Raw genomic sequence first — 24,200 nt, 5'->3', positions numbered from 1 at the left:
TCATGGAGGCATTGATGACGAACGTCGCTTCTCGGATGGCACTGGTTGTCGCGGCACTCAGTCTCTGGGCAGGTACGGCAAGCGCTCAGTCGAGCGAAGAGCTTGCGAAGAAGTTGTCGAATCCAATCGCCTCGCTGATCAGCGTGCCGTTCCAGTTCAACTACGACCACGGCTATGGTCCCGAAGACGGCGACAAGGCAACGATGAACATCCAGCCTGTCATTCCGTTTTCTCTGAACGAGGACTGGAATCTCATTTCGAGGACCATCCTGCCGGTCACATGGCAGAACGACATCGCCGGACCCTCCGGCACGCAATTCGGCCTCGGCGACACAGTGCAGAGCTTCTTCCTCTCTCCTTCAAAGCCGACCGAGAGTGGCGTGGTCTGGGGTGCAGGACCCGTGTTCCTTCTTCCTACGGGCACGGATGAGCTTCTCGGAAGCGGTAAATGGGGAGCGGGTCCGACCGCGGTCGTCCTCAAGCAGGACGGTCCCTGGACCTACGGCATGCTCGGCAACCATATCTGGTCATTTGCCGGTCAGAGTGATCGTCGGGACGTGAGTTCGACGTTCATGCAACCCTTCATCTCCTACACCACCAAGGACGCCTGGACTTTCTCGCTCAATACCGAGTCCACCTATGACTGGGAAGCAAACGACTGGTCGGTGCCGATCAACTTCGCAGTCGCCAAGCTGATCACCATCGACAAACAGCCAATCAGCCTGACGGCGGGCATACGATATTGGGCGGCTGCTCCAGACAATGGCCCGGAAGGACTGGGCTTCCGCGTCGCGGTCACGTCCCTCTTTCCTAAGTGAATCCGCAGCCGACGACGCGCTCCGCCCAAACGTCTTGGAGCTCGGATCTACCAATCTTCGTGAATATAGGCTTGTCTGGCGTCCATCGCGAAATTTGCTCTGGGGTCAGGACCTATTAATCTGGCATCAACTGCCAACAGCCATTGATTGCGGGATAGGCGACGAACGGCAACTTCCCGCCATTATGAGATTTAGACCAAAGTCTCAAAGCCGCCATAAGCTGCCGTTTGCCAATGATGCTGCGAAGGCTCGACCCCGCCCTAAGCTACGGCCGCTATTTAAGGCGGACACTCGCTCCTTATGTGATGTAATTTATAATAATCTAATGTACAGTAGCGTACCTATCTCGGGCTGTGGTTTAGAGAATTCAACCGAACGTCGCCCCGCAACTGACACGCTAGTGCATGGTTTCTTAAATCGGAATCGATTTAAGAACAAAATTCTACAGAAATTCAAAGCGTTAAAACCATATTTGCGCGTCTGAAAAGATGTGCGCAGTTGTAGGCTATCTCAACAGATGGAGGATGTCATGCAGCTGACCAGACGCGACTTCACGAGGGCTTCATTGTTAGCGGCAGGTCTTTTGGGACTTCGCTCCACTGGTGCCGCAGCCGACGATGTAACGGCAGAGGAGGCTCGCGCAATCGCCAAGGAGGCTTATATCTACGGCTTCCCAGCGGTGGACAGCTACCGGATCCAATACGCCTATTTCGTCGACGACAAGAACCCGGAATACAAGGCTCCGTGGAACCACCTCAAGAACATCCCCCGCGTCTACACGCCCGCAGATACGGCAATCCAGACGCCCAATTCCGACACGCCCTATTCCATGATTGGCCTGGACCTGCGCGCTGAACCGATGGTCCTTACCGTGCCAGTGATCGAGAAGGACCGGTATTTCAGCATTCAGCTCATCGACGCTTATACGTTTAACTTCGACTATGCCGGCAGCCGCACGACCGGCAACGACGGCGGCAGCTTCCTGGTCGCGGGCCCAGAGTGGAAAGGCGAGATGCCTGCGGGCATCAAGAATGTGTTTCGCGCGGAGACCGATCTCGTTATTGGGGCTTATCGCACGCAGTTGTTCAACACCGACGACTTGGACAATGTGAAAAAGATCCAGGATGGCTACAAGGCTGAGCCGCTTTCGTCGTTTCTCGGCAAGCCCGCACCTGCGGCCGCTCCCGCAATCGACTTTATCAAGCCGGTTTCGCCGGACGACGAGCGCAAGTCGCTCGAGTTTTTCAACATCCTGAATTTCGTCCTGCGGTTCTGCTCGCTCAATCCATCCGAGACCGAGTTGATGGCGCGTTTTGCCAAGATCGGGATCGGTGCAGGCAAGACAATAGACGTTGCTGCGCTCTCGCCCGGGATGAAGACCGCCATGGAACAGGGCATGGCCGACGCCTGGGCCGATCTTGGGATATTGAATAAGCAGATCGACGCCGGCACGGTGACCTCGGGCGATATGTTCGGCACGCGCGAATACCTCAAGAACAACTATCTGTATCGCATGGCGGCGGCCGTTCTCGGAATTTACGGAAATTCAAAGCAGGAGGCGATGTACCCGGTCTACGCCATTGACACTGAGGGGCAGAAGCTCGACGGCGCCAACCGCTACACCGTCCACTTCGCAGCCGACAAGATGCCGCCGGTTCACGCCTTCTGGTCGCTGACGATGTATGATCTCCCGGCGAGCCTGCTGGTCGCCAATCCGATCGACCGATACCTGCTCAACAAGCCGATGCTGCCGCAATTCGTGAAGGATTCCGATGGAGGCTACACCTTCTATGTGCAGAATGGGTCGCCGGGCAAGGACAAGGAGCCGAATTGGCTGCCAGCGCCCAAAGGCCCCTTCTTCGTCGCGATGCGCCTCTACTGGCCAAAAAACGAGGCGCTCGACGGCACGTGGAAACATCCGCCCATGGCCAAGACATCATAGCCAGTTCGGTTCAGTTCAGTTCGCCGCGGCGTTCAGCCGAATCCTATCCGACTCACAGCAAGACGCGGCAAGCAGGAACAGCAGTTGAAACTGCTACAGCGTCCTTGCGTGTCTGAAAAGACCCGCGGCGCTGTAGTAGCAAAAGCTCAACCTTCTTTTGCTATTGCTGGAGCCGATTGCGTTGGAGATGGTTCGGCGATGAAAATTCCGACAGTGATGGTTCTGATGGCGGCCCTGTTGCAGCCGGTCTCTGCCTTCGGCGAGACCGAATGGATGGGCGGCGCAAGACAATGGTCGGTCGGCTTTTCCAACGAGAGCCCGCATCCCTATTGCCGCCTGCTGTGGGACAGCGAGATCGGCAAGACCATGGAATTCCGCCAGAGCGCGACCGAGACATTCTGGCTGGTCGCAAAGACCACATGGGACATTCCGGCCGGCACGAAGACCGAGGTGACGCTGACCGATCGTACGGTGACGAAAGTAATCGCTGCCGATTTCTTCGACAAGAACACGCTTCGCCTCTGGGGCCCGGCCAGCAAGGGGAGCGCCGGGCTGAAGAAGATCATCAAGAATTCCTTTGCCGGAATGCCTGACGTGCAGATCACATTCGCCGGCGACGAAGGCGACTGGATGCTGCCGCTCTCGCGGGTGGAGCAGCTTTACCCGACTTATCTCCAGTGCCTCAAGCGTCTCGAGGCCGGCGAAAAGCCAAAGAAGAATTCCGAAACTCAGCCGTTCTGACAGCCAACTATAGCGGCGGCGCAGTCTCGCGGATCAGGCTGCGGACAGCCTCGATATCGCCGTTGAGTGGCCGTTCGTCACCATAATGGGAAACACGTTCCCGCACGGCTTGATAGACGAGATCCGTGCCTGCGGCTCGCGGCGCCGTCGTCGCCAGGAAATCATGCGCCTGGGCGGCCGCCATCAGCTCGATCGCCAGGATATATTCGGCGTTGTCGATGACCGCGAGCAGCTTGCCGGCGGCAGCTGTCGGATGCGCGAGAAAATCTTCCTGCAGGCCGGAGGTCAGCCCGCCGTCCATGGCCGCCGGTGCGGCAAGGCGGCGGTTCTCGTTGCTGAGGGCGGCGGCGGTATACTGAGCAATCATGAAGCCGGAATGGCTGCCGGCATCGCTCGCCAAAAAGGGCGGCAGGCCGCTCACCAGCGGATTGACCAGCCGGTCCATGCGCCGCTCGCTGATCGCGCCGATCTGCGCGAGCGCAATCGCCAGGCTATCGGCCGCCTGCCCGAGCGCCGGGGCAACCGCATGGGCCTCGGAGGAGACGATCGGCTGCTCCGGCGTGCCTGAGACAGCCGGATTATCCGTCACCGAGGCAAGCTCCTGGTCGACGACCCGGGCGGAATTGTCGAAGACATCGCGGGCGGCGCCATGGGCATGCGGCACCGAACGAAGGCTGAGCGCATCCTGCGTGCGCCGGCCGAGGCCGGCGGCGACAAGACCGCTGCCCTGAAGCCGCGCGCGCAGGCTCGCTCCGACTTTTTTTATTCCCGCCGATGGGCGCAGCGCCAGCACGGCTTCGTCGAAGGCGCCGATCTGACAGCCCGCCGCTTCCAGCGTCAGGGCCGCGATCGCATCGGCCCAGTCGAGCAGCCGTTCGGCGCGCGATAGCGCGACAGTGGTCAGGCCGGTGGCGCAGGCTGTGCCGTTGACAAGGCTCAAGCCCTCCTTGGCGCCGAGCACCAAGGGCTCGAGGCCGATCGCGGCAAGCGTCTCTCGGCCGCTCATGCGCCGACCGTCCAGGTGAGCGCTGCCTTCGCCGATCAGAACAAGGGCAATATGGGCATTGTGGACGAGATAACCGGCAGAGCCCTTGGACGGCACATCCGGTATGCAATCATGTTCCAACAGGGCTGTGAGATGCTCGACGATCTCGCGCCGCACCCCGGAATGGCCATGAGCGAAATTGGCGATCTCAGCGCCGATGATGGCGCGCACCTCGCGGGCGGCAAGCAACGGCCCAACGCCGCAGGCATGGCTGAGCACGATGCTGCGCGACAACAGGCTCTGCGAGGCGCGATCAACCACCGTATCGGCCAGCGCCCCGACGCCGGTGTTGATGCCATAGGCGCGCACACCGGTCTCGACGATGCGCGCAACGATGCGGCTTGCCTGCTCGACACGTGCAAAGGCGGCGGGCGACAGCGCAAGCTCTTCCCCGGCCGCAACGCGCGCGACTTCGCGCCAGGTGAGCCCTGCATCGATGGTGACCGTCATTGACCGCTTCCGAAATGGCCGATGAACTGGCGGAAGGCGGGGGTCGCGCCGCCGGTGAACATTTCCTCCGGCTTGCCGCTGCTTTCGATCAGCCCTTCGCGCATGAAGACGACACGGTTCGAGACGTTGCGGGCAAAGCTCATCTCGTGGGTGACGACGAGCATGGTCATGCCCTCCTCGGCAAGCGCGCGCATGACGCGCAGCACCTCGCCGACAAGCTCCGGATCGAGCGCCGAAGTCGGCTCGTCGAAGAGCATCACCTTCGGCTTCATTGCCAACGCCCGGGCAATCGCCGCACGCTGCTGCTGGCCGCCGGAGAGGTGGGCCGGATAGGCGTGGCGCTTATCGGCGATACCGACCTTTTCGAGCAGCGCTTCGGCCTCGGCGATGCAGTCGGCCCGCGGCCGCTTCAGCACATGGATCGGGCCCTCGATGACGTTCTGCAGGATCGTCATGTGGGACCAGAGATTGAAGGACTGGAACACCATGCCGAGTTCAGAGCGGATATGGTCCACCTGCTTCTGGCTGGCCGGCTTGCTCCGGCCGTTCTTGTGCACCATGCGGATCTCCTCGCCGTCGACCCAGATTTCGCCGTCGCTTGCGGTTTCGAGCATGTTGATGCAGCGCAGAAAGGTCGACTTGCCGGAACCGGAGGCGCCGAGCAGCGAAATCACATCGCCGTCTTCAGCATCGAGGGAAATGCCGCGCAGCACCTCGTGCGTACCGAAGCTCTTGCGGATATTGCGGACCGATAGTCGGGTTACGCCTGGCATGGGTGCTCCAATCGGGTCAAAATGCTTACGCCTTCAGCGCCTGCGGGGCCGCGCGGCGATGTCGCGAGAGCGAATATTCGAGCAGAGCCATGCCCTGCAGGATGATGAAGTTGAGGACGAGATAGATGATCGCCGCACACAGAAAGACTTCCATCGTGCGGTAGGTCTGTGAGATCAGCCGCTGGGCGACGCCGGTGACCTCCCAGACGGTGACGAGGCTTGCGAGCGCCGTCGACTTCATCATCAGCACGATCTCGGTGGAATAGGCCGGCAGCGCGTGGCGAAAAGCGATCGGCGCCAGGATACGGCGGACCAGCAGGAAGCCGGACATGCCGATCGAGCGCGCCGCCTCGATCTCTTTCGGCGAGACGGCGCGAATGCCGCCGCGGAAGATCTCCGCCGTGTAGCCGGCGGTGCAGAGCGCCAGCGACAGCACGGCGCAGACCATCGGCTCGCGCAGGAATGGCCAGAGGAAGGAATAACGGATGAAGCCGAACTGGCCGAGGCCGTAGAATACCAGGAACATCTGGATCAGCAGCGGCGAGCCGCGGAAGATGAAGATGTAACCCTTGGCGAAGCTTGACAGCACCGGGTTGCCGCTGGTCCGCATCCAGACGATGACGAGCGCCAGCAGGCCACCGGTGATAATCGACAACGAAAACAGGATGAGCGTCGTCGGTACGGCCTTGAGCAGGGTGACCAAGGTCGAGGCGATGAAGGTGAAATCCATTGTCGCCTCCTTACGCCTGGCCCATGGCGGATGCCGGCATGCTGCGATTGGCGCGGCGCTCCGCCCCGTTGAAGATGCGGTCAGAAAGGCTGGTCAGGAGCAAATAGAGGCAGCCGCCGGCGATGAAGAACAGGAAATATTGCCGCGTTGAACCCGCCGCCACCTGGCTGGTGCGCATCAGTTCGGCAAGGCCGGTGACGGAGATCAGCGCCGAATCCTTGAGACTGAGCTGCCAGACATTGCCTAAGCCGGGAATGGCGAGGCGAAACACCTGCGGCATGATGATGCGGCGAAGGCGCATGCCGCGATGCATGCCGATCGCCGAGGCTGCCTCAAGCTCGCCCTTGGAGATCGCGAGAAAAGCGCCGCGGAACACCTCCGCCTGATAGGCGCCGGAGATGATGCCGACGGCAAGCGCGCCGGCGATAAAGGAGGGCAGGCCGAGGAAACCTTCGTAACCCATCGCCTGGCCGATCGAGGTGACCGCCGAGGAGCCGCCGAAATAGATGAGATAGATGATCAGCAGCTCGGGCACGCCGCGAAACACGGTCGTATAGACATTGCCGAGCGTGACGAGGACAAGATTACCGGAGAGTTTTGCCGCAGCGACGATCGCGCCGAGCACCGCGCCGATTGCCAGCGCTGTGGCCGTGACGGCCAGCGTCATCAAGGCGGCGGCAATGAGCAGCGCGCCCCATCCGGTCGAGCCGAAGCCGAGCAGTTCCAAGCTTGCCATATCGTCCGTTCCCCGTCCGTGGCAGTGTTTTGCGGATTGACACCAGAGCATGATGCCGAAAAGTGTGAGCGGCTTTCGGACGACATCATGCTCTAACTCTTTTCTTTAGAAGAGGATTCAGATTTTGGCCGACCCAGCCTAAACATCCTGTTCGAGCATGCTGTCTCCGGCGATAAAGCCGGAGACAGGTTTATGCGGCCGAAACGCTTATTCCTGCGGGCTGACGTCGACCTTGAACCACTTCATCGACAGGTTCTTGACGGTTCCGTCGGCAAGCGTCGACTTGATCGCCTCGTTGAACTTGTCGCGCAGGTCGGTATCGGCCTTGCGGACGCCAAGGCCTTCGCCCTCGCCCCAGATCGAGCCGACGATCTCGGGGCCGGTGAAGTCGAGCGTGTCGTTGGCCGCCTTAAACGCGTTGGCGAAATAGACGGCGTCGTCGAAGCCGAGGTCGATGCGACCGTTCTGCAGGTCGAGGTCGCGGTCGGCGCCGGTCTTGTATTCGCGGATCTCGGCAATATCGCCGAAATTATCATAGACGAACTTGGCGTAGACGGTCGCAGCCTGGATGCCGATGGTCTTGCCCTTGAAGGCGGTCTTCAGCGCGTCGATCTCCTTCACGCCGGTCTGGCCGGGCGTCATCTTGATCGTGGCGCCGGTGCCGGCGGCCTTTGCCAGCGGGCTGTCCTTGGCGGTGGCGAAGGCAGCAGGAGTAGCGGCATAAGGAATGGTGAAGCCGATCACCTGCTTGCGCTCCTCGGTGATCGACAGCGCATCCATGATGACGTCGAATTTGCCGGCGTTAAGCGCCGGGATCATGCCATCCCAATCGGAGGCGACCAGCGTGCACTCGATCTTGGCGCGCTCGCAGAGCACCTTTGCGAGTTCGGGTTCGAAGCCGCCAAGCGTGCCGTCGGCATTGGTGAGGTTCCAGGGCGCGTAAGCACCTTCAAGTGTAATGGTCGCCTTTGTCCAGTCCTTGGAAAAGGCAGGGGCGGTGAAGGCGGAAAAAGCCGCCACGCCGCAAAACAGGATTGCGCTGAATTTCATTGATCAATTCTCCTCTGGAGTTGAAACAGACCTTGCGGCACCACGGCCGATCTTCGCCGGCTTGCCCTTTCCCGTCCTATTTCTGTTTCAAGGACCGATTGGGAGGTTGTATATGGTACCATATGAGATATTTTGTGTTATGCAAGAGGGAAAGTCGCTTTATGTGGCGAATTGCATTCGTGCAAAAGGAATAGGCAATGAAACGTCCCGGCGAGATGAAGCGCGAACTGGCGGAAAATGATAGCACCCCGCTCTATGCCGGCGTCAAGCAGGTGATCCTCGACCGCATCCAGAGCGGCGAGTGGCCGCCGAAATACCGGGTGCCGTCGGAAAACGAGCTGGTCGTCGAGCTCGGCGTCAGCAAGATGACCGCCAATCGGGCGCTGCGCGAACTTGCAAATGAGGGCGAACTCGTCCGCATCCAGGGCGTCGGCTCCTTCGTCGCCGAACGCAAGGGCTATTCGGCACTGTTCGAGGTCCGCAACATCGCCGAGGAAATCGCCGAACGCGGTCATGTCCACGAGGCCTCCGTCGTTGTTCTCGCCCAGGAAGCCGCCTCTCCCGAGGTTGCCGACGCGCTCGAACTTGCGATAGGCGCGGCCGTTTTCCACTCGCTGATCGTCCACAGCGAAAACGGCGTTCCCGTGCAGATCGAGGACCGTTTCGTCCATCCGGAGGCCGCGCCTGAATATCTCGACCAGGATTTTTCGACGCTGACGCCGAACGCCTATCTTACGGCCGCAGCCCCGCTCAGCGGCTCCGAGCACGTTGTCGAGGCGGCGATGCCGCAGGCCTGGGAATGCAAGCTCCTGACCATCATGAAGACTGAACCTTGCCTGACGATCCGCCGGCGCACATGGTCGGCAAAACAGGTGGTCTCGACCGCCCGCCTCGTCTATCCCGGCCACCGTTATCGGCTGGAAGCGCGCAGCGGCAAGATGTCCGAGGAATGAAGAACGCCCAGCATCTTGTATATGGAAGTTGCGACAATAAAGAAATTAGGATCAGCAGCGGCCGCATCCATTCCTTAAAGGATCGGGCTGGCCTTCTCGTTCACCATGACCGCGGCGCGTGGTAAGCCCGTGCCATTCGGCGACGGGATATAACCCTTAAGGGTCGAGTTTTCCGTCGGTGCGCACCTGGCCATCCAGCCACGTGTGAACGGCGACAATGCGGTGTTCTTGAGTTACCTCATGCTGATCCTTGGTGGCCCGCATCCCGGGCTTCTTGTCACCTCTATAAGTGTCGCCGGATGAAAAGAGCTCCCGCCGCGTGGTCTAAAGAGCTTTTCGGCCCTGCTCGAAACCCATGCATACCATTGGCTTGGCTATGTGGCCGATCGACGGCTTGCCGCGGACGATGGGGAGGTCCGGGTGCTCCGAACCCCCGAGCCGGAGTTCGGCCGGCATGCGGGCATTCACCGCGTCAAGAAGGTGCCGTCATGAACATTGGAGAAGTACCGCGCCATGTCTGATGTCCCCGTGCAGGCAGGAGCGAGACAGTGGTCTCTCAAGAACACCTTGTCGCAGGTAATCAGGTTTTCCAGTGAAGGGATATTCGCCCGAGCCGGCTACGCGAAGGGGTTGCACGCCCATGGAGCCCGGCGAAACGATTGGTGCGGAATGGTACGGGAACCGCTATCGCGCGCGCGCGGTTTGGAAGTCGGAGCGCGAGAGAAGGAGACTCATTCGCGAGTCTCAGCCGCCCTAATACTCTTGCGATCTACCCCTCCCAGGGGTTGGCCGCGCCGAGACAAGGTATTTGGTGTTCCTCTGACCTAACGCCTTGGGTGACGCTCTGCGCGGCCTCCTGAGTCGAAATTCTATCGGCGAGGGAGCAAGCGTCGCCGCTATCGACAAAGCGAGCAACCGTTCCCTTGTTCGCGCGACCCACTCCCGCACACCTCCTTGGCCCGCTGACGCGGTTCGGGAGGAACAACTTCCCGCTTGAGAGGCTAGGGGGTCCTTCTTGATGGAGCAAACGATGCCGAAGTATTTTTTCCACGTCCGCAGGAACGATGTCTTCAATGAAGATCTGGAAGGCATTGACCTAGCCACGCCCGAGCTGGCGTTCGAGGAAGCAACGGCCGCCGCCCGCGAAATCGTCGCGGAAAGGATCCGCATGGGCGATCCCACGGACGGAGACACTTTCGAGATCAGGACCGAAGACGGCTCGTTGGTCGCAACCGTTCCTTTCCGGTCGGCGGTTCAGTTGAACTAGGTCCATCGGCGTCGATGCTGAAAAGCCGCCTTATTGTCAAAATCAGACAGAGCGTGAACTCTCTGAACCATAGGAGTGGCGTCGCGTTGGTCACCAAAGCGGTGCTATCATGACAATAATCAGGCAGAGCGGGACTAAGAATAGGTTGCTGCGCCGGTTTCCGGAGGAAGCCTTCGGGCGTCTGGCGCCGTTCCTGGAACCCGTCGATCTTCCGGTCAAGCACGCGCTCGTGCTGCCGCGCAAGCCGATCGAGCATGTCTGCTTTCTTGAAAGCGGCCTCGCCTCGATGGTTGCGGAAAGCTCGGACGGCAAAAGCGTTGAAATCCGCCACATCGGGCGCGAGGGGATTGCCGGTTATCCCATTGTGCTGGGCGTCGACCGAACCCCGAACAGTACCTTCATGCAGGTGCCGGGCCACGGGCTTCAGGTGGCCACGGAGCATTTTGTTCCGATCCTTGAACGCCCAGAGGTGCGGCAACTGTTGCTGCGTTATGTCCACACTTGCGAATTGCAGCTTGCCCACAGCGCGCTGGCCGCCGCCAAATTCAACGTGCATCAGCGGCTGGCGCGCTGGCTGCTCATGTGTCACGACCGCATCGACGGCAATGATCTGCCACTGACGCACGAATTCCTGGCGCTGATGCTTGGCGTCAGGCGGGCGGGCGTCACCGATGAGCTGCACATCCTTGAGGGCATCTACGCCATCAAATCGACACGCGGCAACGTCCGCATCCTGGATCGCGACAAGCTGATTGAGATCGCCCACGGCTGCTACGGGGTGCCGGAGCAGGAGTACGAGCGGCTGATCGAGACGACGACGCGGTCGTCGGTACTTCCCGTCCATCCAAACGGAAATCCCCTTCACGGTATGCTTTGAGCAGTCTCCCGCGCTGTGCTCGACCATTCGCCTCGATACCGCCGCCGCGGTCAGCTAATCCCGGCAAATTATCACCCAGCCCAGCCAGAGCTTGAGGCGCAAGCCACCCAACAGCGGCCGATCGCGTTCCCGGCGGAAGGAACGCATGACTTTGGCCGCCTCCGCGACGTACCACTGATTTTAAGGGGTCTTGCTGATCACATGGCGGACGGTGACGCTGCCGGCGGGCCTCATGCCCAGCAGTTCCGACAGCCGGCCATGGGCGGATCCAGCTGGTTCGTCACCGGGCACCAGCCGGTTGGATCGCGCTCTCTATCACGATGCCGGCGTGAAACGCGCCACCAACGCGTGGCGATCGCCCGGATAGGTGAACCGCACATGCGTTACCGGGCCAGCATTGCTCCAGGTGCGGCGTTCGACGACGAGACAGGCGGTATTGCGCGCGATGTCCAGGACTGCGGCCACTTCGGCATTGGCCGAGACGGCATGGATCCGATGTTCGGCCGTGCTCCACGGCACTTGGTTCAGCAGCCAGGGGCCTGGCGCCGTCGTCAGGAAATCGGCATTGGCAGCTTCTGGAACCGTCGCAAGACTGATCAGCCGCTCCTCCAGGCAAAAGGGCCGCGCGCCGGCATTGTGGATGCAGACGACTTCGACGACGGAGGACGCCACAGGCAGTTCCAGCCTTCGACTGTCGTCCACCTTGGCCTTGCGGCTCGTCTTCTTCGAAACCGCATAGGAATAGGGCAGGTTCAGCGACCGCACCTCGGCCTTGATATCGTGGATTTCAAGAATGGCCGATTGCGCCTGCGGCTGGGTGACGAAGCTGCCGGACTTCTTGCGGCGCTCGATCAGGCCGGCCTTGGCAAGCTGGGTCAGCACCTTGTTCACCGTCATGCGCGAGCAGTCATACTGCGTGGCGAGATCGATCTCGAAGGGAATGCGGTGCCCCGGCGGCCAATCGCCTGAGACGATACGGCCCTCGATGTCGCTAAGGATGCGCTGGTGCAAGGTGGGATCCTTGCTTTGGTTCATCGCCACGTTCCGTTTGGTCTCCCGCTATCTCTTTGTTTTCACGCAATCCCGGACGCGAACCGCTCCACACTTGCTGGAATTGCTCTAATTCGAATGCCTGGACAGGAAAAGCTCTTTTTCAAACGGCCAGCAGTTCACCCATGACAGCCACGAAGCGCCGGTCGATGGCATTACGCTTGAGATGGCGACCACCTTCCACCTGCTTGCGGCCATGCGCCCAGACGCAATCGACGGAAACGCCGCCTGCGAACACCCAATGGTCGAGGATCTGGTCGCCTGCGAGATAGGGAACGGCCGTGGCATCGAGCGAAACGATATCGGCGTGATGGCCCTCAACGAGACCTGCCGGTGTTTTCAATGCGGCACCGCCGCCGGCAAGCGCATGTGTGAACAGCGAAAGCGCCGTCGAACCGCGGGGTGCCGCGACGACGTTGCGAGCGCGAAGCGCCAGGCGCTGCGAATATTCGAGCTGGCGCAGTTCCTCCGGCACGGAGATCAGCACGTTGGAATCCGAACCGATGCCGTAACGCCCGCCCTCTTCGAGGAAAAGCGGCGCGGCGAAGGCGCCGTCGCCGAGATTGGCTTCGGTGATCGGGCAAAGGCCGGCGATCGCGCCGCTTTTCGCCATCCGCCGCGTTTCGTCCTCGGTCATGTGCGTCGCATGGATCAGGCACCAGCGCTCATCCATAGGCGCATGATCGAGCAGCCATTGCACAGGCCGCGCGCCGGACCAGGCAATACAGTCCTCGACCTCCTTCACCTGCTCGGCGACATGGATATGGATGGGACCGTCGCCGGCCATCGGCACCAGCCTTGTGAGCTCCTCCGGTGTCGCCGCCCGCAGGCTGTGCGGTGCGAGCCCAAGCTCGGCGCCGTCGAGCCGGCCGGTGACTGCCCGGCATCCCTCCATCAGCCTTTCGAAGCTTTCGAGCGAATTGATGAAACGCCGCTGGCCGTCGATCGGGGCAGCGCCGCCGAAGCCGGAATGGGCATAGAAGACCGGCAGCAGTGTCAGGCCGATACCGGTCTCTTGACTTGCCGCGCCAATGCGTTCGGCAAGCTCGGCGATATTGGCGTAAGTGCCCCCATCCCTGTCGTGGTGGAGATAGTGGAACTCGCCGACACGGGAAAAACCGGCCTCCAGCATTTCCGCATAAAGCTTGGCCGCGACCGCCTCGACATGATCAGGCGTCATCGCCAGGGCAAACTTGTACATGACGGTGCGCCAGCTCCAGAAGCTGTCATTGGCCGGGCCGCGCACTTCGGCAAGGCCGGCCATCGCCCGCTGGAAGGCGTGGCTATGCAGGTTTGCCATGGCGGGAACGAGGAGAGCATGGCACTCGTCGCCGGGCTCGGGAGAAGTGCCGATTTCGACCCGCGCGATGCGCCCGGCCTTAAGCGTCAGCCGCACATCCTTCTGCCAACCCTGCGGCGTCAGCGCCGTGTCTGCGTGAAGTATGGTCATGACCTTCCCTCTCCTCTTGCCGTGCCGCCGATCTTTCTTTTCCAGAAAAGCGCGCAAAATTTCTCTTGTCACCTGTCGATTATGTATATACATGTTTTGGCATAAGGAAAGGCGCAAAGCTGATGACCGGGAACATTTTTTCAGACGAAGCCCCATCCGCCGACACCCGCCCAGTGCTTTGGCGCAATGCGCGGCTGGCCACGCTGGCGCCTGGCAAGGAAGGGCTCGGCATCGTTGAAAAGGGCGCCGTGCTGATCGAAAACGGCCGCATCGCCTTTGCAGGCGCCGAAAGCGACCTGCCGGCATCGGCCATCGAACATTCCGAAATCGTCGATCTCGAAGGCCGCTGGGTAACGCCCGGTCTCGTCGACTGCCACACCCATATCGTCCACGGCGGCAATCGCGCCCGCGAGTTCGAAATGCGCCTGGCAGGCGCGACTTATGAGGAGATCGCACGCGCTGGCGGCGGCATCGTTTCCTCGGTGAAGGCAACCAATGCGCTATCGGTCGAGGAGCTCGTCGCGCAGGCTCTGCCGCGGCTCGACACGCTGCTTGCCGAAGGCGTCACGACGATCGAGATCAAGTCCGGCTACGGGCTGAACCGGACCGGTGAAGTGAAGATGCTGCAGAGCGCTCGCCTGCTCGGCCATGTCCGTCCGGTCCGCGTCGCCACCAGCTATCTCGGCGCCCATGCGACGCCTGTGGAATATAAGGGTCGCAACGGCGATTATCTCGATGATGTCGTCCTGCCCGGTCTCGACGACATGCATGGCCTCGGTCTTGCCGATGCCGTCGACGGCTTCTGCGAGGGCATCGCTTTTTCGACCACCGAGATCGCCCGCGTCTTCGACAGGGCCAAAGCGCTCGGCCTGCCGGTCAAGCTGCATGCCGAGCAGCTCTCCAATCTTGGCGGCGCCAGGCTCGCCGCCTCCTATGGCGCATTGTCAGCCGATCACCTCGAATATCTCGACGAAGATGGCGTTGCGGCGATGGCCGCGGCCGGCACCGTTGCCGTGCTGCTCCCCGGCGCCTTCTACGCCATCCATGAAAAGCAGAAGCCGCCGGTGGAGGCGCTGCGGCGGGCAGGCGTGCCGATTGCGATCGCCACCGATTGCAATCCCGGCACCTCGCCGCTCACCTCGATGTTGCTCACCATGAACATGTCGGCCACGCTTTTCGGCCTCACCGTCGAGGAATGCATCGCCGGCGCCACCCGCGAAGGCGCCCGCGCCCTTGGCCTGCTCGACCAGACGGGAACACTCGAACCCGGCAAATCCGCCGATCTCGCCGTCTGGAATATCGAAAGCCTCGCCGAGCTCGTCTACCGCATCGGCTTCAATCCGCTTCACGCACGCGTCTTCAAGGGCGAAAGGAACGGTCGATGACCATCACGCTCCACCCGGGCTCCGTCTCGCTCAAGGATCTCGAAACCATCTACTGGACCGGTGCGCCGGCAAGGCTCGATCCCGCCTTCGATGCCGGGATCGCCAAGGCCGCTGCCCGCATCGCCGAGATCGCCGCCGGTAACGCGCCGGTCTACGGCATCAATACCGGCTTCGGCAAACTCGCCTCGATCAAGATCGACAGCGCCGATGTGACCACCTTGCAGCGCAATCTCATCCTGTCGCATTGCTGCGGCGTCGGCGCGCCACTGCCCGACAACATCGTGCGGCTGATCATGGCGCTCAAGCTGGTCTCGCTCGGGCGCGGCGCCTCCGGCGTGCGGCTGGAGCTGGTGCGGCTGATCGAAGGCATGCTGGAAAAGGGCGTCACTCCACTGATCCCGGAAAAGGGCTCGGTCGGTGCCTCCGGCGATCTTGCGCCCCTTGCCCATATGGCGGCGGTGATGATGGGCGAGGCCGAAGCCTTCTTCGCCGGCGAACGGCTTTCAGGGGCGCAAGCCCTCGAAAAGGCCGGGCTGAAACCGGTTGTGCTCGCCGCCAAGGAGGGCCTGGCGCTCATCAACGGCACCCAGACCTCGACGGCGCTGGCGCTTGCCGGCCTCTTTCGCGCCCATCGCGCCGCGCAGGCCGCGCTGATTACCGGCGCCATGTCCACCGATGCCGCCATGGGCTCGTCGGCGCCCTTCCATCCGGATATTCATACATTACGTGGCCATAAGGGCCAGATCGACACGGCGGCCGCACTTCGCGCGTTGCTCGAAAACTCCATCATTCGCCAGAGCCACATCGAGGGCGACGAGCGCGTGCAGGATCCTTATTGCATCCGCTGCCAGCCGCAGGTCGACGGCGCCTGCCTCGATCTGTTGCGTTCGGTTGCCCGCACGCTTGAGATCGAAGCCAATGCGGTCACCGACAATCCGCTGGTGCTCTCGGACAATTCCGTCGTCTCCGGCGGCAATTTCCACGCCGAACCCGTCGCCTTCGCCGCCGACCAGATCGCGATCGCCGTCTGCGAGATCGGCGCGATTTCGCAGCGCCGCATCGCGCTGCTCGTCGATCCGACTCTCTCCTACGGCCTGCCGGCCTTTCTCGCCAAGAAGCCGGGCCTGAACTCCGGCCTGATGATCGCCGAGGTGACGTCAGCGGCGCTGATGTCCGAGAACAAGCAGATGTCGCACCCGGCCTCGGTCGACTCGACCCCGACTTCGGCCAATCAGGAAGACCATGTCTCCATGGCCTGCCACGGCGCCCGCCGCCTGCTCGCCATGACAGAGAACCTGTTCGGCATCATCGGCATCGAGGCGCTGACCGCCGCCCAAGGCGTCGAACTGCGCGCGCCGCTGTCGACCAGCCCGGAGCTTGGCAAGGCGATCACGGCCATCCGCACCAAGGTGGCGAGCCTCGACGTCGATCGCTACATGGCAAACGACCTCGCCGCCGCCGCCGAACTGGTGGCGACGGGTGCGCTGAACGCCTCGGTTTCCTCTGGGATATTGCCGGTTCTGGAGAGCTGAGATGATGATGAAGGAAAAAGTCTCCGCCCCATGCGAAAGTCGCCAAGGCACCTCCCCCGTCATCCTCGGCTTCCCCCATACCGGCACCGAGGTGCCGCCCGAGATCGCCGACCGGCTCAACGACAATGGCAGGATGCTGGCCGACACCGACTGGCACATTGACCAGCTCTATGACGGCCTGCTCGACAATGTCACCACCGTGCGCGCCACCTTCCACCGCTACGTGATCGACGCCAACCGCGATCCGGCCGGCGTCAGTCTCTACCCCGGCCAGAACACCACCGGCCTCGTGCCGGAAACGGATTTCGACGGCAAGGCGATCTGGAAGGAAGGCGCCGCTCCCGACGAGGCCGATATCGCGGCGCGGCTGCGCGACTTTCATGCTCCCTATCATGCCGCCCTTGCCGCCGAGATCGAGCGCGTGAGAGCAATCCATGGTGTCGCGATCCTCTACGACTGCCACTCGATCCGCTCCCACATTCCCTTCCTCTTCGAAGGCAAGCTGCCGGATTTCAATATCGGCACCGATATGGGCAAGTCGTGCGACAGCGCCATCGAGCAGGCGACGCTTACCGTCGTCGAAGCCGCTGAGGGTTACGACAGCGTGCTCAACGGTCGTTTCAAGGGCGGCTGGACGACACGCCACTATGGTCGCCCCGAAACCGGCGTGCACGCGATCCAGATGGAGCTCGCGCAATCGACGCATCTGCAGAGCGAGGCGGCGCCCTTTGCCTATGACGCCGCCAAGGCGGACAGACTTCGCGTCCATCTCAAGAACATTCTGGTGCGCATCGAACAGATTGCGCCAGGCCTGAAACGATAACGATCTCTCGACAGGGGAACCGCCATGAGCAATCCACGCCACAATATCCGCGAAATCCGCGCGCCCCGCGGCAACGATCTCAATGCCAAGAGCTGGATGACCGAAGCGCCACTGCGCATGCTGATGAACAATCTCGACCCCGACGTCGCCGAAAATCCGAACGAGCTCGTCGTCTATGGCGGTATCGGCCGCGCCGCCCGCACCTGGGAGGATTTCGACCGCATCGTCGCGACGCTGAAGACGCTGACGGAAGAAGAAACGCTGGTCGTGCAATCCGGCAAGCCGGTCGGCGTGTTCCGCACCCACAAGGATGCGCCGCGGGTGCTGATCGCCAATTCCAACCTCGTGCCGCATTGGGCGACCTGGGATCATTTCAACGAGTTGGATAAGAAGGGCCTTGCCATGTACGGCCAGATGACGGCCGGCTCATGGATCTATATCGGCACCCAGGGCATCGTGCAGGGCACCTACGAGACATTCGTCGAGGCCGGCCGCCAGCACTACGGCGGCAATCTCAAGGGCAAATGGATCCTGACCGGCGGGCTCGGCGGCATGGGCGGCGCCCAGCCGCTCGCCGCCGTCATGGCCGGCGCCTGCTGCCTTGCCGTCGAATGCAATCCCGATTCGATCGATTTCCGCCTGCGCACCCGCTATGTCGACGCCAAGGCCGAGACGCTCGATGAAGCGCTTGAGATGATCGACCGCTGGACCAAGGCCGGCGAGGCGAAATCCGTCGGCCTGCTCGGCAACGCCGCCGAAATCCTGCCGGAGATGGTCCGCCGCGGCATCCGCCCCGATATCGTCACCGACCAGACCTCGGCGCACGACCCGATCAACGGCTACCTGCCGAAGGGCTGGACGATGGGCGAATGGAAGGCAAAGCGCGAAACCGATCCGAAGGCCGTGGAAAAAGCGGCGCGCGCCTCGATGCGCGAGCATGTCGAAGCGATGATCGCCTTCTGGAACGCCGGCGTGCCGACCCTCGATTATGGCAACAATATCCGCCAGGTCGCCAAGGATGAAGGCCTCGAAAACGCCTTTGCCTTCCCTGGCTTCGTGCCGGCCTATATCCGGCCGCTGTTTTGCCGCGGCATCGGCCCCTTCCGCTGGGCGGCCCTTTCGGGCGATCCGGAGGATATCTACAAGACCGATGCCAAGGTGAAGGAGCTGCTGCCTGACAACAAGCACCTGCATCATTGGCTCGACATGGCCAGGGAGCGCATCGCCTTCCAGGGCCTGCCGGCGCGCATCTGCTGGGTGGGCTTGGGCGACCGCCACAAGCTCGGCCTCGCCTTCAACGAGATGGTGAGAACAGGCGAGCTCTCCGCCCCGATCGTCATCGGTCGCGATCATCTGGACTCCGGCTCCGTCGCTTCGCCGAACCGCGAGACCGAAGCGATGAAGGACGGTTCCGACGCCGTCTCCGATTGGCCGCTGCTCAACGCCCTGCTCAACACGGCGTCGGGCGCCACCTGGGTGTCGCTGCATCACGGCGGCGGCGTCGGCATGGGCTTCTCGCAGCATTCCGGCATGGTCATTTGCGCCGATGGCACGGACGATGCCGCAAGACGCCTCGAGCGCGTGCTCTGGAACGACCCGGCGACCGGTGTCATGCGCCACGCCGATGCCGGTTACGAGATCGCCATCGACTGCGCCAAGGAAAAGGGCCTGCGCCTGCCCGGCATTCTCGGGAACTGAGCCCGGTGAGGATCCTGCGCGCCGGCGATCACAAACGCATGCCCTGGAAAAACGGCAAGGGAGAGACGGTGGAGATCGCCGTCTTTCCGCCCGGCGCGTCGATCAATGACTTCGACTGGCGCATCAGCATGGCAACGGTCGCAGAGGATGGCCCGTTTTCGATCTTTCCTGGCATCGACCGCACGCTGGCAATCCTTGATGGCAACGGCATGGTGCTCGATGTCGCAGGCAGCAAGCCCGTGGTTCTGACAATGGCAAGCGATCCGCTGGCCTTCACGGCGGATATCCCGGTCGCGGCCAGGCTCGAGGACGGAGCCATCACCGATCTCAACGTGATGACGCGCCGCAACGGGCTTACCCATACGCTGATCCGCATCGACGTCGATGGCGGCAAGTCCGTGCCGCTTTCGCCCTCGACATGCCTGTTGCTTTGCCATTTCGGCGCACTCTCATTCCGCCGGGGCGGCGAGACCGGCGCGCTCGCGGCCGGCGATGCGCTGCTGATCGAGGACGCGACTGCCACCGTGCTAAAAATCGATGGCAAAGCCACATGTTATCTCGCTTCGATCACCGCAGGCTGATCTTCGAACAACGAGTTGAAAACATTAAATAATCTAGGATTTGGCGAAGCATTGGCATAAACCATCGCCATCTCGGGCCATGGACGTCATTCCTCGTTTCGGTCTAAACTTCGCCCTTGTGATGCGGAAGAAGACCTAGACTGCCCGCAACGTGGCGGGGAGCAAGGGAGCAGGCGTGACGGATCCATACGATATTCTCGGCGTTGAACGCGATGCGGACGAGGCGCAGTTGAAGGCCGCCTATCGGCGCCTGGCAAAAGTTGCCCATCCCGATTCGGGCGGTGATTCGGACGCCTTCGCCCATCTGCAGAAAGCCTACGGGCTGCTTCTCGATCCGGTACGGCGCAAGGTCTACGACGACACCGGCTACGACGTCGAATTCGCCGACGCGGCCGAATTGCAGGCGCTGGTGATGATCGAGAAGCTCGTCACCGACGCGGTGCTCGACGAGCGCGCGCCCGGAAGTTTCGATCCCGTCGCCGTCATGCAGGACAGCCTTTCCGAAGAACTGCGCAAGGCGCGTTTCAGCAAGAGCGAGCTCGAGCGCCACGCCTCGCGAATCGGCCTGCATCTGGAACGGCTCGAAAAACAGTCAGGCCGCGATGTGCTTGCCCACATGTTCCGCGCCCGCATCGAAGCGATCTCCAAGGCGGTCGCCGAAACCGAGGCGAAGATCAAGGCGACGGAACGCGCCGCCGACATGATCTCCGGCTATGTCTACGACATCGATCCGCCGCCGCTGCCGGATGACACGGTCACCAGCATCGAATGGGCCGAGCCCTCCAGAAACCGCTCCACCGGCTGACGGGCGGCGTAGGACGCGGCTGATCTTAATAAGACAGCTTGGGATACCAGTCGGCCGGCCGGCCTTCGGGCGTCGAATCGATGACGGTCCAGAGCGGCATCAGGTCGGGCGCCCCGCGCGGATCCTCACCGGGATCGGCCGTCACCCCGCCCATCTCCTGGCTCCAGAAATGGCGGATGGTGCCGTCGCGCCGCGTGAAAACGTTGAAGGCCGCGTCGTCGCCGCCATCCTGGCCGATTGCGTGATAGTCGCGGCTGTAATCGTCCGTCATGTCGGAATAAAGCGGCAGGTGATGCCAGCCACGCTCCTTCTTGAAGGCGAGCAGCTTTTCAATCGGCGAGCGGGCGACGACGGCCAAGGCTGCGCGCTGCTGAATGTCGGGCACCTCGCCGTCCCAGGACGATAGCAGCGAAGTGCACATCGGGCACGGGCGCTCGCGTTGCGGACCGAACATGTAGCTGTAGACGATCAGCGTCTCCTTGTCGGCGAAGAGTTCGCTAAAGGAGATCGGCCCGTCGCTGCCTTCGAAGCGGTAGTCTTTCGTCACCTCGCCGCCCGGCGGCAGCGCCCGGCGCTGTCTTGCCACGCGCTCGATGTGCCGGCGCAATTCGATCTCTTCGGCCAGCAGCGCGTCGCGGGCGCTGCGATACGCCTCGCTCTCATTGGGGAACCGGACGCCGTTCTTGGCCGCAAGCACGGCGGCAGGTACGAGATGCTGATTATCCATGACAATTGCTCCTTCTGTTGCCCGACGACGTGCTGAAGCCACGACCGCGGTGCCAGCACATTGTGATAAGGACGATCGGCCAAGGCGAAAATCGACAGTGCCGACGGAAAATATTCACGGAATGTAGCAAATGCCACAGGTTTCGAAGGCAGAAATAGTTACCTCCAACGCTGTCGAGGGAGTTGGGTTGCACGCAAGCGGCGTTATGGCCCCACCTTCTGGAACAGCGTGTGATTGTTGATGTTGTTGCCGAACGGGGCTTCGACATATGACGATTACATGATTTACACATAGCACCAGTTCAGACGTGCCGGCGCAGCGGTTTAAGGTTTTCACGGAAACTGGACGTCGGCGCGATTGGAGCGCTGTTTCAACGTCCTGTGGAACTGATATGCGCATGTAATTCCGCTTCAGGATTTCGACAAAAGCATCGGACATACCGTTCGAATGGAAGCGCAACTCTGTTGCGGCTGCGGATCAAAGCGGAGGGGTCAATGCCTCATCATCGAACTTCCGGATTTCAATTACTCCTAGTCCGGACTTAAGCTTGACTCCCCACGGCCCAATTCGCATTTTTACAATTCGTCCATCGTCATGCGTAATCCAAAAATCCACTTTAGAGACATGCGGTGCCTCATGACGGATAACTGAATAGTGCTTTGCCGCGAGATCCAGGTGACTTTCATCACCCTTCAATACACAGTGAGTTATTTTTGGACCAAATCGGTCCGCTGGAACCCACTTTGTCTGTGGGTAACGGATCCATTGCTTTCGCGTTGAATCTTTCAGATAATTAGTACCTAACTGGGTTCGCAAATCGGCAATAAACACTAAAGATCCATCGTCCTGCTCGGCATAAGCCGTCACGCTCGACCGGGTAGCGTTCATGGTTGCCGCGTATGCAAGGTTGACGATTTCACAAGATGGGTCTTCGCCATTGTCACTGTTAGCTTCCGCCGGTTGAACTGCGCTAATGACGACCAAGGTCGCTCCCGCCAATCCCATCAAAAGTTCAGAGATGCACTTCATGAGTCGCCCCTATCTTGACGGCTTCATCATGTACTCAGATGACTCTGATGCAAAGCTAGATGAAGTGCAACGAAGCGGTGTGCCACTCGCGCGTTGTCGGGTGGACTTTCGATTTGGTGGCAGCAACTCTGCGCCGTTAGGCGTCGTTCAAGCGGTTTGGGATGAGTTCCGCCTTCACCCCATGGGTCTCTGTCTGGACATATCCTTCCCTGACATATTTCCCCACGCATTCAGGCATGGCATTCTCCGCGAAATCGCCCGCGGTCCTTGCCACAAAGCCCTGTTGCCTGTTCAGGTCCAGCGTTTTTGCCAGATCATCGAATAAACCTGGCCGGCAAGGACCACGATAAATAGTCGGAACGGGCTGGATGCTTGATTCCTCGAAGCGCGCCAGCGTCGGTATTGGCAGTTCGGCAGTCGCGAGAATGACGCCGCCCCTTAAACCCTATGGTCTACTTCACAAGATGATGTGCCAGTGGATTGCTGAGCACGACGCTCGGTCTCGCGCGCAAATGCGAAAAGACACCGGCAAGCCGTCGCCTCCGTCATGTGAGATGAGATCACCGACCTGTCGAACTGGCGGGGACTCAAACTCGTGCCGGCGGCTGATGGCCTGAAGACAGAACCAGGCCGCCGATAAGGGCGACAATGGCAACCAGGATGACGACTATGGGAAAGGTGGTCCCGATCCCTTGTCTTCATGGTGGATCATTGATCCCTCCTGCGGCCCCCGGCGGCGCAAGGACGCCGCCGGGAAGCGCGTGTTAGGCCTCGATGATGTAGACGATCGTGAGAGCATCGGGATCGACAATAACGATCCGGCCATCCGCAAGGATGAAGAAGCGGTAGCTTTCGTATTGCGGAACGATCTTCACGATGCGGGGCGGCAGCGGTTCGAGACGAACCTTCTTCGGGATCGTCGTTCCAACGGAAACCGTGAAGTTCGCTTCCTTCACTGGTTCGACATGAACCTCTTTCACCACCTGGCGAATTTCGGTCTGCTGTTCAACGGAAATGTTGACGTTGGTCTTGGTGTTGGACGTCTGATTGTTCGTCGTGGCGTTGTTGTTGACGTTGGTTTCGGAAGAGCTTTTGTTGGTCGTCGACGTGTTCTGGTCGGTCGACTGCTTGGACGCATCGCCGCTTTGCGTGGTGGCGCCCTTGCCGGTGCCCTCCGCGGGCTTGGTTTCGGCGCTGCTCTTCGTGCCTGCTTTAGCCGAGCCGCTGGTATCGGTGCTGCCGGACTTGGCGGCCGGGGTCTGTTCGGTCGTGGTGCCACCGCTGGCGTCTTGGGATCCGGGCTTGGCTTCCGTCGAAGACTTGCCGGAGGAACTTCCGCTCGTCGAACTATCGGTCGAAGGCTGCTCGGCGCTCTTTTTCATGTCCGAACCCTGGTCCGATTTCTGCTGCGAAGATTGGCCCTTGCCTTGCGGGCAGGCACCCGACGCGTCGGGCGTGCAGTCGGTGCCAGTTCCGGTGGCCTTGGAGCCGGCCTGCGAAGTGGCGTCCGTGCCCGTCTGAGAACCGGACTGAGCCTGGCTGCCGCTCTTGGTGTCCTGCTGGGCTGCTGCTGGCAACGTGGCCAGTGGCGACACGCTGAGGGACAGCGCTGCCACGAGCATGGCGAGATGGTTGCTTTTCATGATCAATCTCCAAAGTTTGGGCACGCGATGCCGCCCCGCATTCTCATGCGTCGCATGCTTGCCCTGATTGTTAAGCGGCGGCCAAAGCCGCCCGG

General features: G+C 61.4%; 22 protein-coding genes. 12 read left to right on the top strand and 10 right to left on the bottom strand.

From position 1 onward, the window contains the following. The first annotated feature begins 2 nt into the window (after positions 1–2). From AC244Q_RS29730 to AC244Q_RS29720, 3 genes are all read left to right on the top strand, one after another. Positions 3–818, top strand: a complete 816-nt coding sequence (locus AC244Q_RS29730; RefSeq protein ID WP_128407431.1) for a transporter — start codon at positions 3–5, stop codon at positions 816–818. A 529-nt stretch (positions 819–1,347) separates the two neighbouring features. Then, on the top strand, positions 1,348–2,760 hold the full coding sequence (locus AC244Q_RS29725; RefSeq protein ID WP_128407430.1) for a DUF1254 domain-containing protein: 1,413 nt from the start codon (positions 1,348–1,350) through the stop codon (positions 2,758–2,760). Between the two features lie 198 nt (positions 2,761–2,958). Next, the gene (locus tag AC244Q_RS29720) at positions 2,959–3,501 is read left to right on the top strand and encodes a hypothetical protein (RefSeq protein WP_012763414.1); all 543 of its coding nucleotides are present in this window, start codon (positions 2,959–2,961) and stop codon (positions 3,499–3,501) included. 7 nt (positions 3,502–3,508) lie between these two features. Here AC244Q_RS29720 and AC244Q_RS29715 read toward each other — a convergent pair whose 3' ends face one another. The 5 genes from AC244Q_RS29715 to AC244Q_RS29695 all read right to left on the bottom strand — a co-directional run bounded on the left by AC244Q_RS29715 (position 3,509) and on the right by AC244Q_RS29695 (position 8,285). Next, on the bottom strand, positions 3,509–4,996 hold the full coding sequence (locus AC244Q_RS29715; RefSeq protein ID WP_128407429.1) for an HAL/PAL/TAL family ammonia-lyase: 1,488 nt from the start codon (positions 4,994–4,996) through the stop codon (positions 3,509–3,511). Further along, a complete protein-coding gene (locus AC244Q_RS29710) occupies positions 4,993–5,769 on the bottom strand; it encodes an ABC transporter ATP-binding protein (protein ID WP_128407428.1) in 777 nt (258 codons plus the stop codon). The genes AC244Q_RS29715 and AC244Q_RS29710 overlap by 4 nt, the downstream gene beginning before the upstream one ends. Before the next feature lie 25 nt (positions 5,770–5,794). Continuing rightward, complete coding sequence (locus AC244Q_RS29705; RefSeq protein WP_065283870.1) at positions 5,795–6,499, bottom strand: ABC transporter permease; 705 nt, start codon at positions 6,497–6,499, stop codon at positions 5,795–5,797. A 10-nt stretch (positions 6,500–6,509) separates the two neighbouring features. Further along, positions 6,510–7,235, bottom strand: coding sequence for an ABC transporter permease (locus AC244Q_RS29700; RefSeq protein ID WP_003554213.1), 726 nt, complete (start codon positions 7,233–7,235; stop codon positions 6,510–6,512). A gap of 207 nt (positions 7,236–7,442) precedes the next feature. Continuing rightward, complete coding sequence (locus AC244Q_RS29695) at positions 7,443–8,285, bottom strand: transporter substrate-binding domain-containing protein (protein ID WP_128407427.1); 843 nt, start codon at positions 8,283–8,285, stop codon at positions 7,443–7,445. Between the two features lie 197 nt (positions 8,286–8,482). Here AC244Q_RS29695 and hutC (AC244Q_RS29690) point away from each other — a divergent pair, with 197 nt between their 5' ends. From hutC (AC244Q_RS29690) to AC244Q_RS29680, 3 genes are all read left to right on the top strand, one after another. Further along, on the top strand, positions 8,483–9,238 hold the full coding sequence (gene hutC, locus AC244Q_RS29690) for a histidine utilization transcriptional repressor HutC (protein ID WP_128407426.1): 756 nt from the start codon (positions 8,483–8,485) through the stop codon (positions 9,236–9,238). A 1,030-nt stretch (positions 9,239–10,268) separates the two neighbouring features. Continuing rightward, entirely contained in the window at positions 10,269–10,505 is a 237-nt protein-coding gene (locus tag AC244Q_RS29685) for a DUF6894 family protein (RefSeq protein ID WP_012763419.1), read from the top strand. A 109-nt stretch (positions 10,506–10,614) separates the two neighbouring features. Beyond that, positions 10,615–11,382 carry a Crp/Fnr family transcriptional regulator gene (locus AC244Q_RS29680; protein ID WP_128407425.1) on the top strand — a complete coding sequence of 256 codons (768 nt, stop codon included), beginning with the start codon at positions 10,615–10,617 and terminating at the stop codon, positions 11,380–11,382. A 315-nt stretch (positions 11,383–11,697) separates the two neighbouring features. On the opposite strand, the gene hutC (AC244Q_RS29675) is transcribed toward AC244Q_RS29680, so the two are convergent. Beyond that, positions 11,698–12,417 carry a histidine utilization transcriptional repressor HutC gene (gene hutC, locus AC244Q_RS29675; RefSeq protein WP_128407424.1) on the bottom strand — a complete coding sequence of 240 codons (720 nt, stop codon included), beginning with the start codon at positions 12,415–12,417 and terminating at the stop codon, positions 11,698–11,700. 118 nt (positions 12,418–12,535) lie between these two features. After that, the gene (locus AC244Q_RS29670) at positions 12,536–13,882 is read right to left on the bottom strand and encodes a formimidoylglutamate deiminase (RefSeq protein WP_128407423.1); all 1,347 of its coding nucleotides are present in this window, start codon (positions 13,880–13,882) and stop codon (positions 12,536–12,538) included. A gap of 122 nt (positions 13,883–14,004) precedes the next feature. Here AC244Q_RS29670 and hutI point away from each other — a divergent pair, with 122 nt between their 5' ends. The 6 genes from hutI to AC244Q_RS29640 all read left to right on the top strand — a co-directional run bounded on the left by hutI (position 14,005) and on the right by AC244Q_RS29640 (position 20,706). After that, complete coding sequence (hutI, locus tag AC244Q_RS29665) at positions 14,005–15,267, top strand: imidazolonepropionase (protein WP_128407422.1); 1,263 nt, start codon at positions 14,005–14,007, stop codon at positions 15,265–15,267. Next, positions 15,264–16,799, top strand: a complete 1,536-nt coding sequence (hutH, locus tag AC244Q_RS29660; protein ID WP_128407421.1) for a histidine ammonia-lyase — start codon at positions 15,264–15,266, stop codon at positions 16,797–16,799. The genes hutI and hutH overlap by 4 nt, the downstream gene beginning before the upstream one ends. Position 16,800: 1 nt before the next feature. Further along, the gene (hutG, locus tag AC244Q_RS29655) at positions 16,801–17,622 is read left to right on the top strand and encodes an N-formylglutamate deformylase (RefSeq protein WP_128407420.1); all 822 of its coding nucleotides are present in this window, start codon (positions 16,801–16,803) and stop codon (positions 17,620–17,622) included. A gap of 24 nt (positions 17,623–17,646) precedes the next feature. After that, positions 17,647–19,320, top strand: a complete 1,674-nt coding sequence (hutU, locus tag AC244Q_RS29650) for a urocanate hydratase (RefSeq protein WP_003554229.1) — start codon at positions 17,647–17,649, stop codon at positions 19,318–19,320. A gap of 5 nt (positions 19,321–19,325) precedes the next feature. Further along, positions 19,326–19,901 carry a HutD/Ves family protein gene (locus AC244Q_RS29645; protein WP_128407419.1) on the top strand — a complete coding sequence of 192 codons (576 nt, stop codon included), beginning with the start codon at positions 19,326–19,328 and terminating at the stop codon, positions 19,899–19,901. 175 nt (positions 19,902–20,076) lie between these two features. Beyond that, positions 20,077–20,706: a J domain-containing protein gene (locus AC244Q_RS29640; RefSeq protein ID WP_003554233.1), complete on the top strand. Its 630-nt coding sequence runs from the start codon at positions 20,077–20,079 to the stop codon at positions 20,704–20,706. A gap of 25 nt (positions 20,707–20,731) precedes the next feature. On the opposite strand, the gene AC244Q_RS29635 is transcribed toward AC244Q_RS29640, so the two are convergent. The 3 genes from AC244Q_RS29635 to AC244Q_RS29625 all read right to left on the bottom strand — a co-directional run bounded on the left by AC244Q_RS29635 (position 20,732) and on the right by AC244Q_RS29625 (position 24,105). Next, positions 20,732–21,433: a DUF899 family protein gene (locus AC244Q_RS29635; RefSeq protein WP_003554235.1), complete on the bottom strand. Its 702-nt coding sequence runs from the start codon at positions 21,431–21,433 to the stop codon at positions 20,732–20,734. A 477-nt stretch (positions 21,434–21,910) separates the two neighbouring features. Then, positions 21,911–22,462, bottom strand: a complete 552-nt coding sequence (locus AC244Q_RS29630) for a hypothetical protein (protein WP_128405716.1) — start codon at positions 22,460–22,462, stop codon at positions 21,911–21,913. A gap of 764 nt (positions 22,463–23,226) precedes the next feature. Continuing rightward, positions 23,227–24,105: a DUF1236 domain-containing protein gene (locus AC244Q_RS29625; RefSeq protein WP_128405715.1), complete on the bottom strand. Its 879-nt coding sequence runs from the start codon at positions 24,103–24,105 to the stop codon at positions 23,227–23,229. Positions 24,106–24,200 lie beyond the last annotated feature (95 nt).

The organism is Rhizobium sp. CB2179 (assembly GCF_057653455.1).
Note: the sequence above shows the minus strand (reverse complement) of the source record. Positions and strands in the feature narration are given on the sequence as shown.

Coding starts and splice junctions, on each gene's coding strand:
- AC244Q_RS29730 (WP_128407431.1), top strand. CDS start 3: ATGGAGGCATTGATGACGAACGTCGCTTCTCGGATGGCACTGGTTGTC.
- AC244Q_RS29725 (WP_128407430.1), top strand. CDS start 1,348: ATGCAGCTGACCAGACGCGACTTCACGAGGGCTTCATTGTTAGCGGCA.
- AC244Q_RS29720 (WP_012763414.1), top strand. CDS start 2,959: ATGAAAATTCCGACAGTGATGGTTCTGATGGCGGCCCTGTTGCAGCCG.
- AC244Q_RS29715 (WP_128407429.1), bottom strand. CDS start 4,996: ATGACGGTCACCATCGATGCAGGGCTCACCTGGCGCGAAGTCGCGCGC.
- AC244Q_RS29710 (WP_128407428.1), bottom strand. CDS start 5,769: ATGCCAGGCGTAACCCGACTATCGGTCCGCAATATCCGCAAGAGCTTC.
- AC244Q_RS29705 (WP_065283870.1), bottom strand. CDS start 6,499: ATGGATTTCACCTTCATCGCCTCGACCTTGGTCACCCTGCTCAAGGCC.
- AC244Q_RS29700 (WP_003554213.1), bottom strand. CDS start 7,235: ATGGCAAGCTTGGAACTGCTCGGCTTCGGCTCGACCGGATGGGGCGCG.
- AC244Q_RS29695 (WP_128407427.1), bottom strand. CDS start 8,285: ATGAAATTCAGCGCAATCCTGTTTTGCGGCGTGGCGGCTTTTTCCGCC.
- hutC (WP_128407426.1), top strand. CDS start 8,483: ATGAAACGTCCCGGCGAGATGAAGCGCGAACTGGCGGAAAATGATAGC.
- AC244Q_RS29685 (WP_012763419.1), top strand. CDS start 10,269: ATGCCGAAGTATTTTTTCCACGTCCGCAGGAACGATGTCTTCAATGAA.
- AC244Q_RS29680 (WP_128407425.1), top strand. CDS start 10,615: ATGACAATAATCAGGCAGAGCGGGACTAAGAATAGGTTGCTGCGCCGG.
- hutC (WP_128407424.1), bottom strand. CDS start 12,417: ATGAACCAAAGCAAGGATCCCACCTTGCACCAGCGCATCCTTAGCGAC.
- AC244Q_RS29670 (WP_128407423.1), bottom strand. CDS start 13,882: ATGACCATACTTCACGCAGACACGGCGCTGACGCCGCAGGGTTGGCAG.
- hutI (WP_128407422.1), top strand. CDS start 14,005: ATGACCGGGAACATTTTTTCAGACGAAGCCCCATCCGCCGACACCCGC.
- hutH (WP_128407421.1), top strand. CDS start 15,264: ATGACCATCACGCTCCACCCGGGCTCCGTCTCGCTCAAGGATCTCGAA.
- hutG (WP_128407420.1), top strand. CDS start 16,801: ATGATGATGAAGGAAAAAGTCTCCGCCCCATGCGAAAGTCGCCAAGGC.
- hutU (WP_003554229.1), top strand. CDS start 17,647: ATGAGCAATCCACGCCACAATATCCGCGAAATCCGCGCGCCCCGCGGC.
- AC244Q_RS29635 (WP_003554235.1), bottom strand. CDS start 21,433: ATGGATAATCAGCATCTCGTACCTGCCGCCGTGCTTGCGGCCAAGAAC.
- AC244Q_RS29630 (WP_128405716.1), bottom strand. CDS start 22,462: ATGAAGTGCATCTCTGAACTTTTGATGGGATTGGCGGGAGCGACCTTG.
- AC244Q_RS29625 (WP_128405715.1), bottom strand. CDS start 24,105: ATGAAAAGCAACCATCTCGCCATGCTCGTGGCAGCGCTGTCCCTCAGC.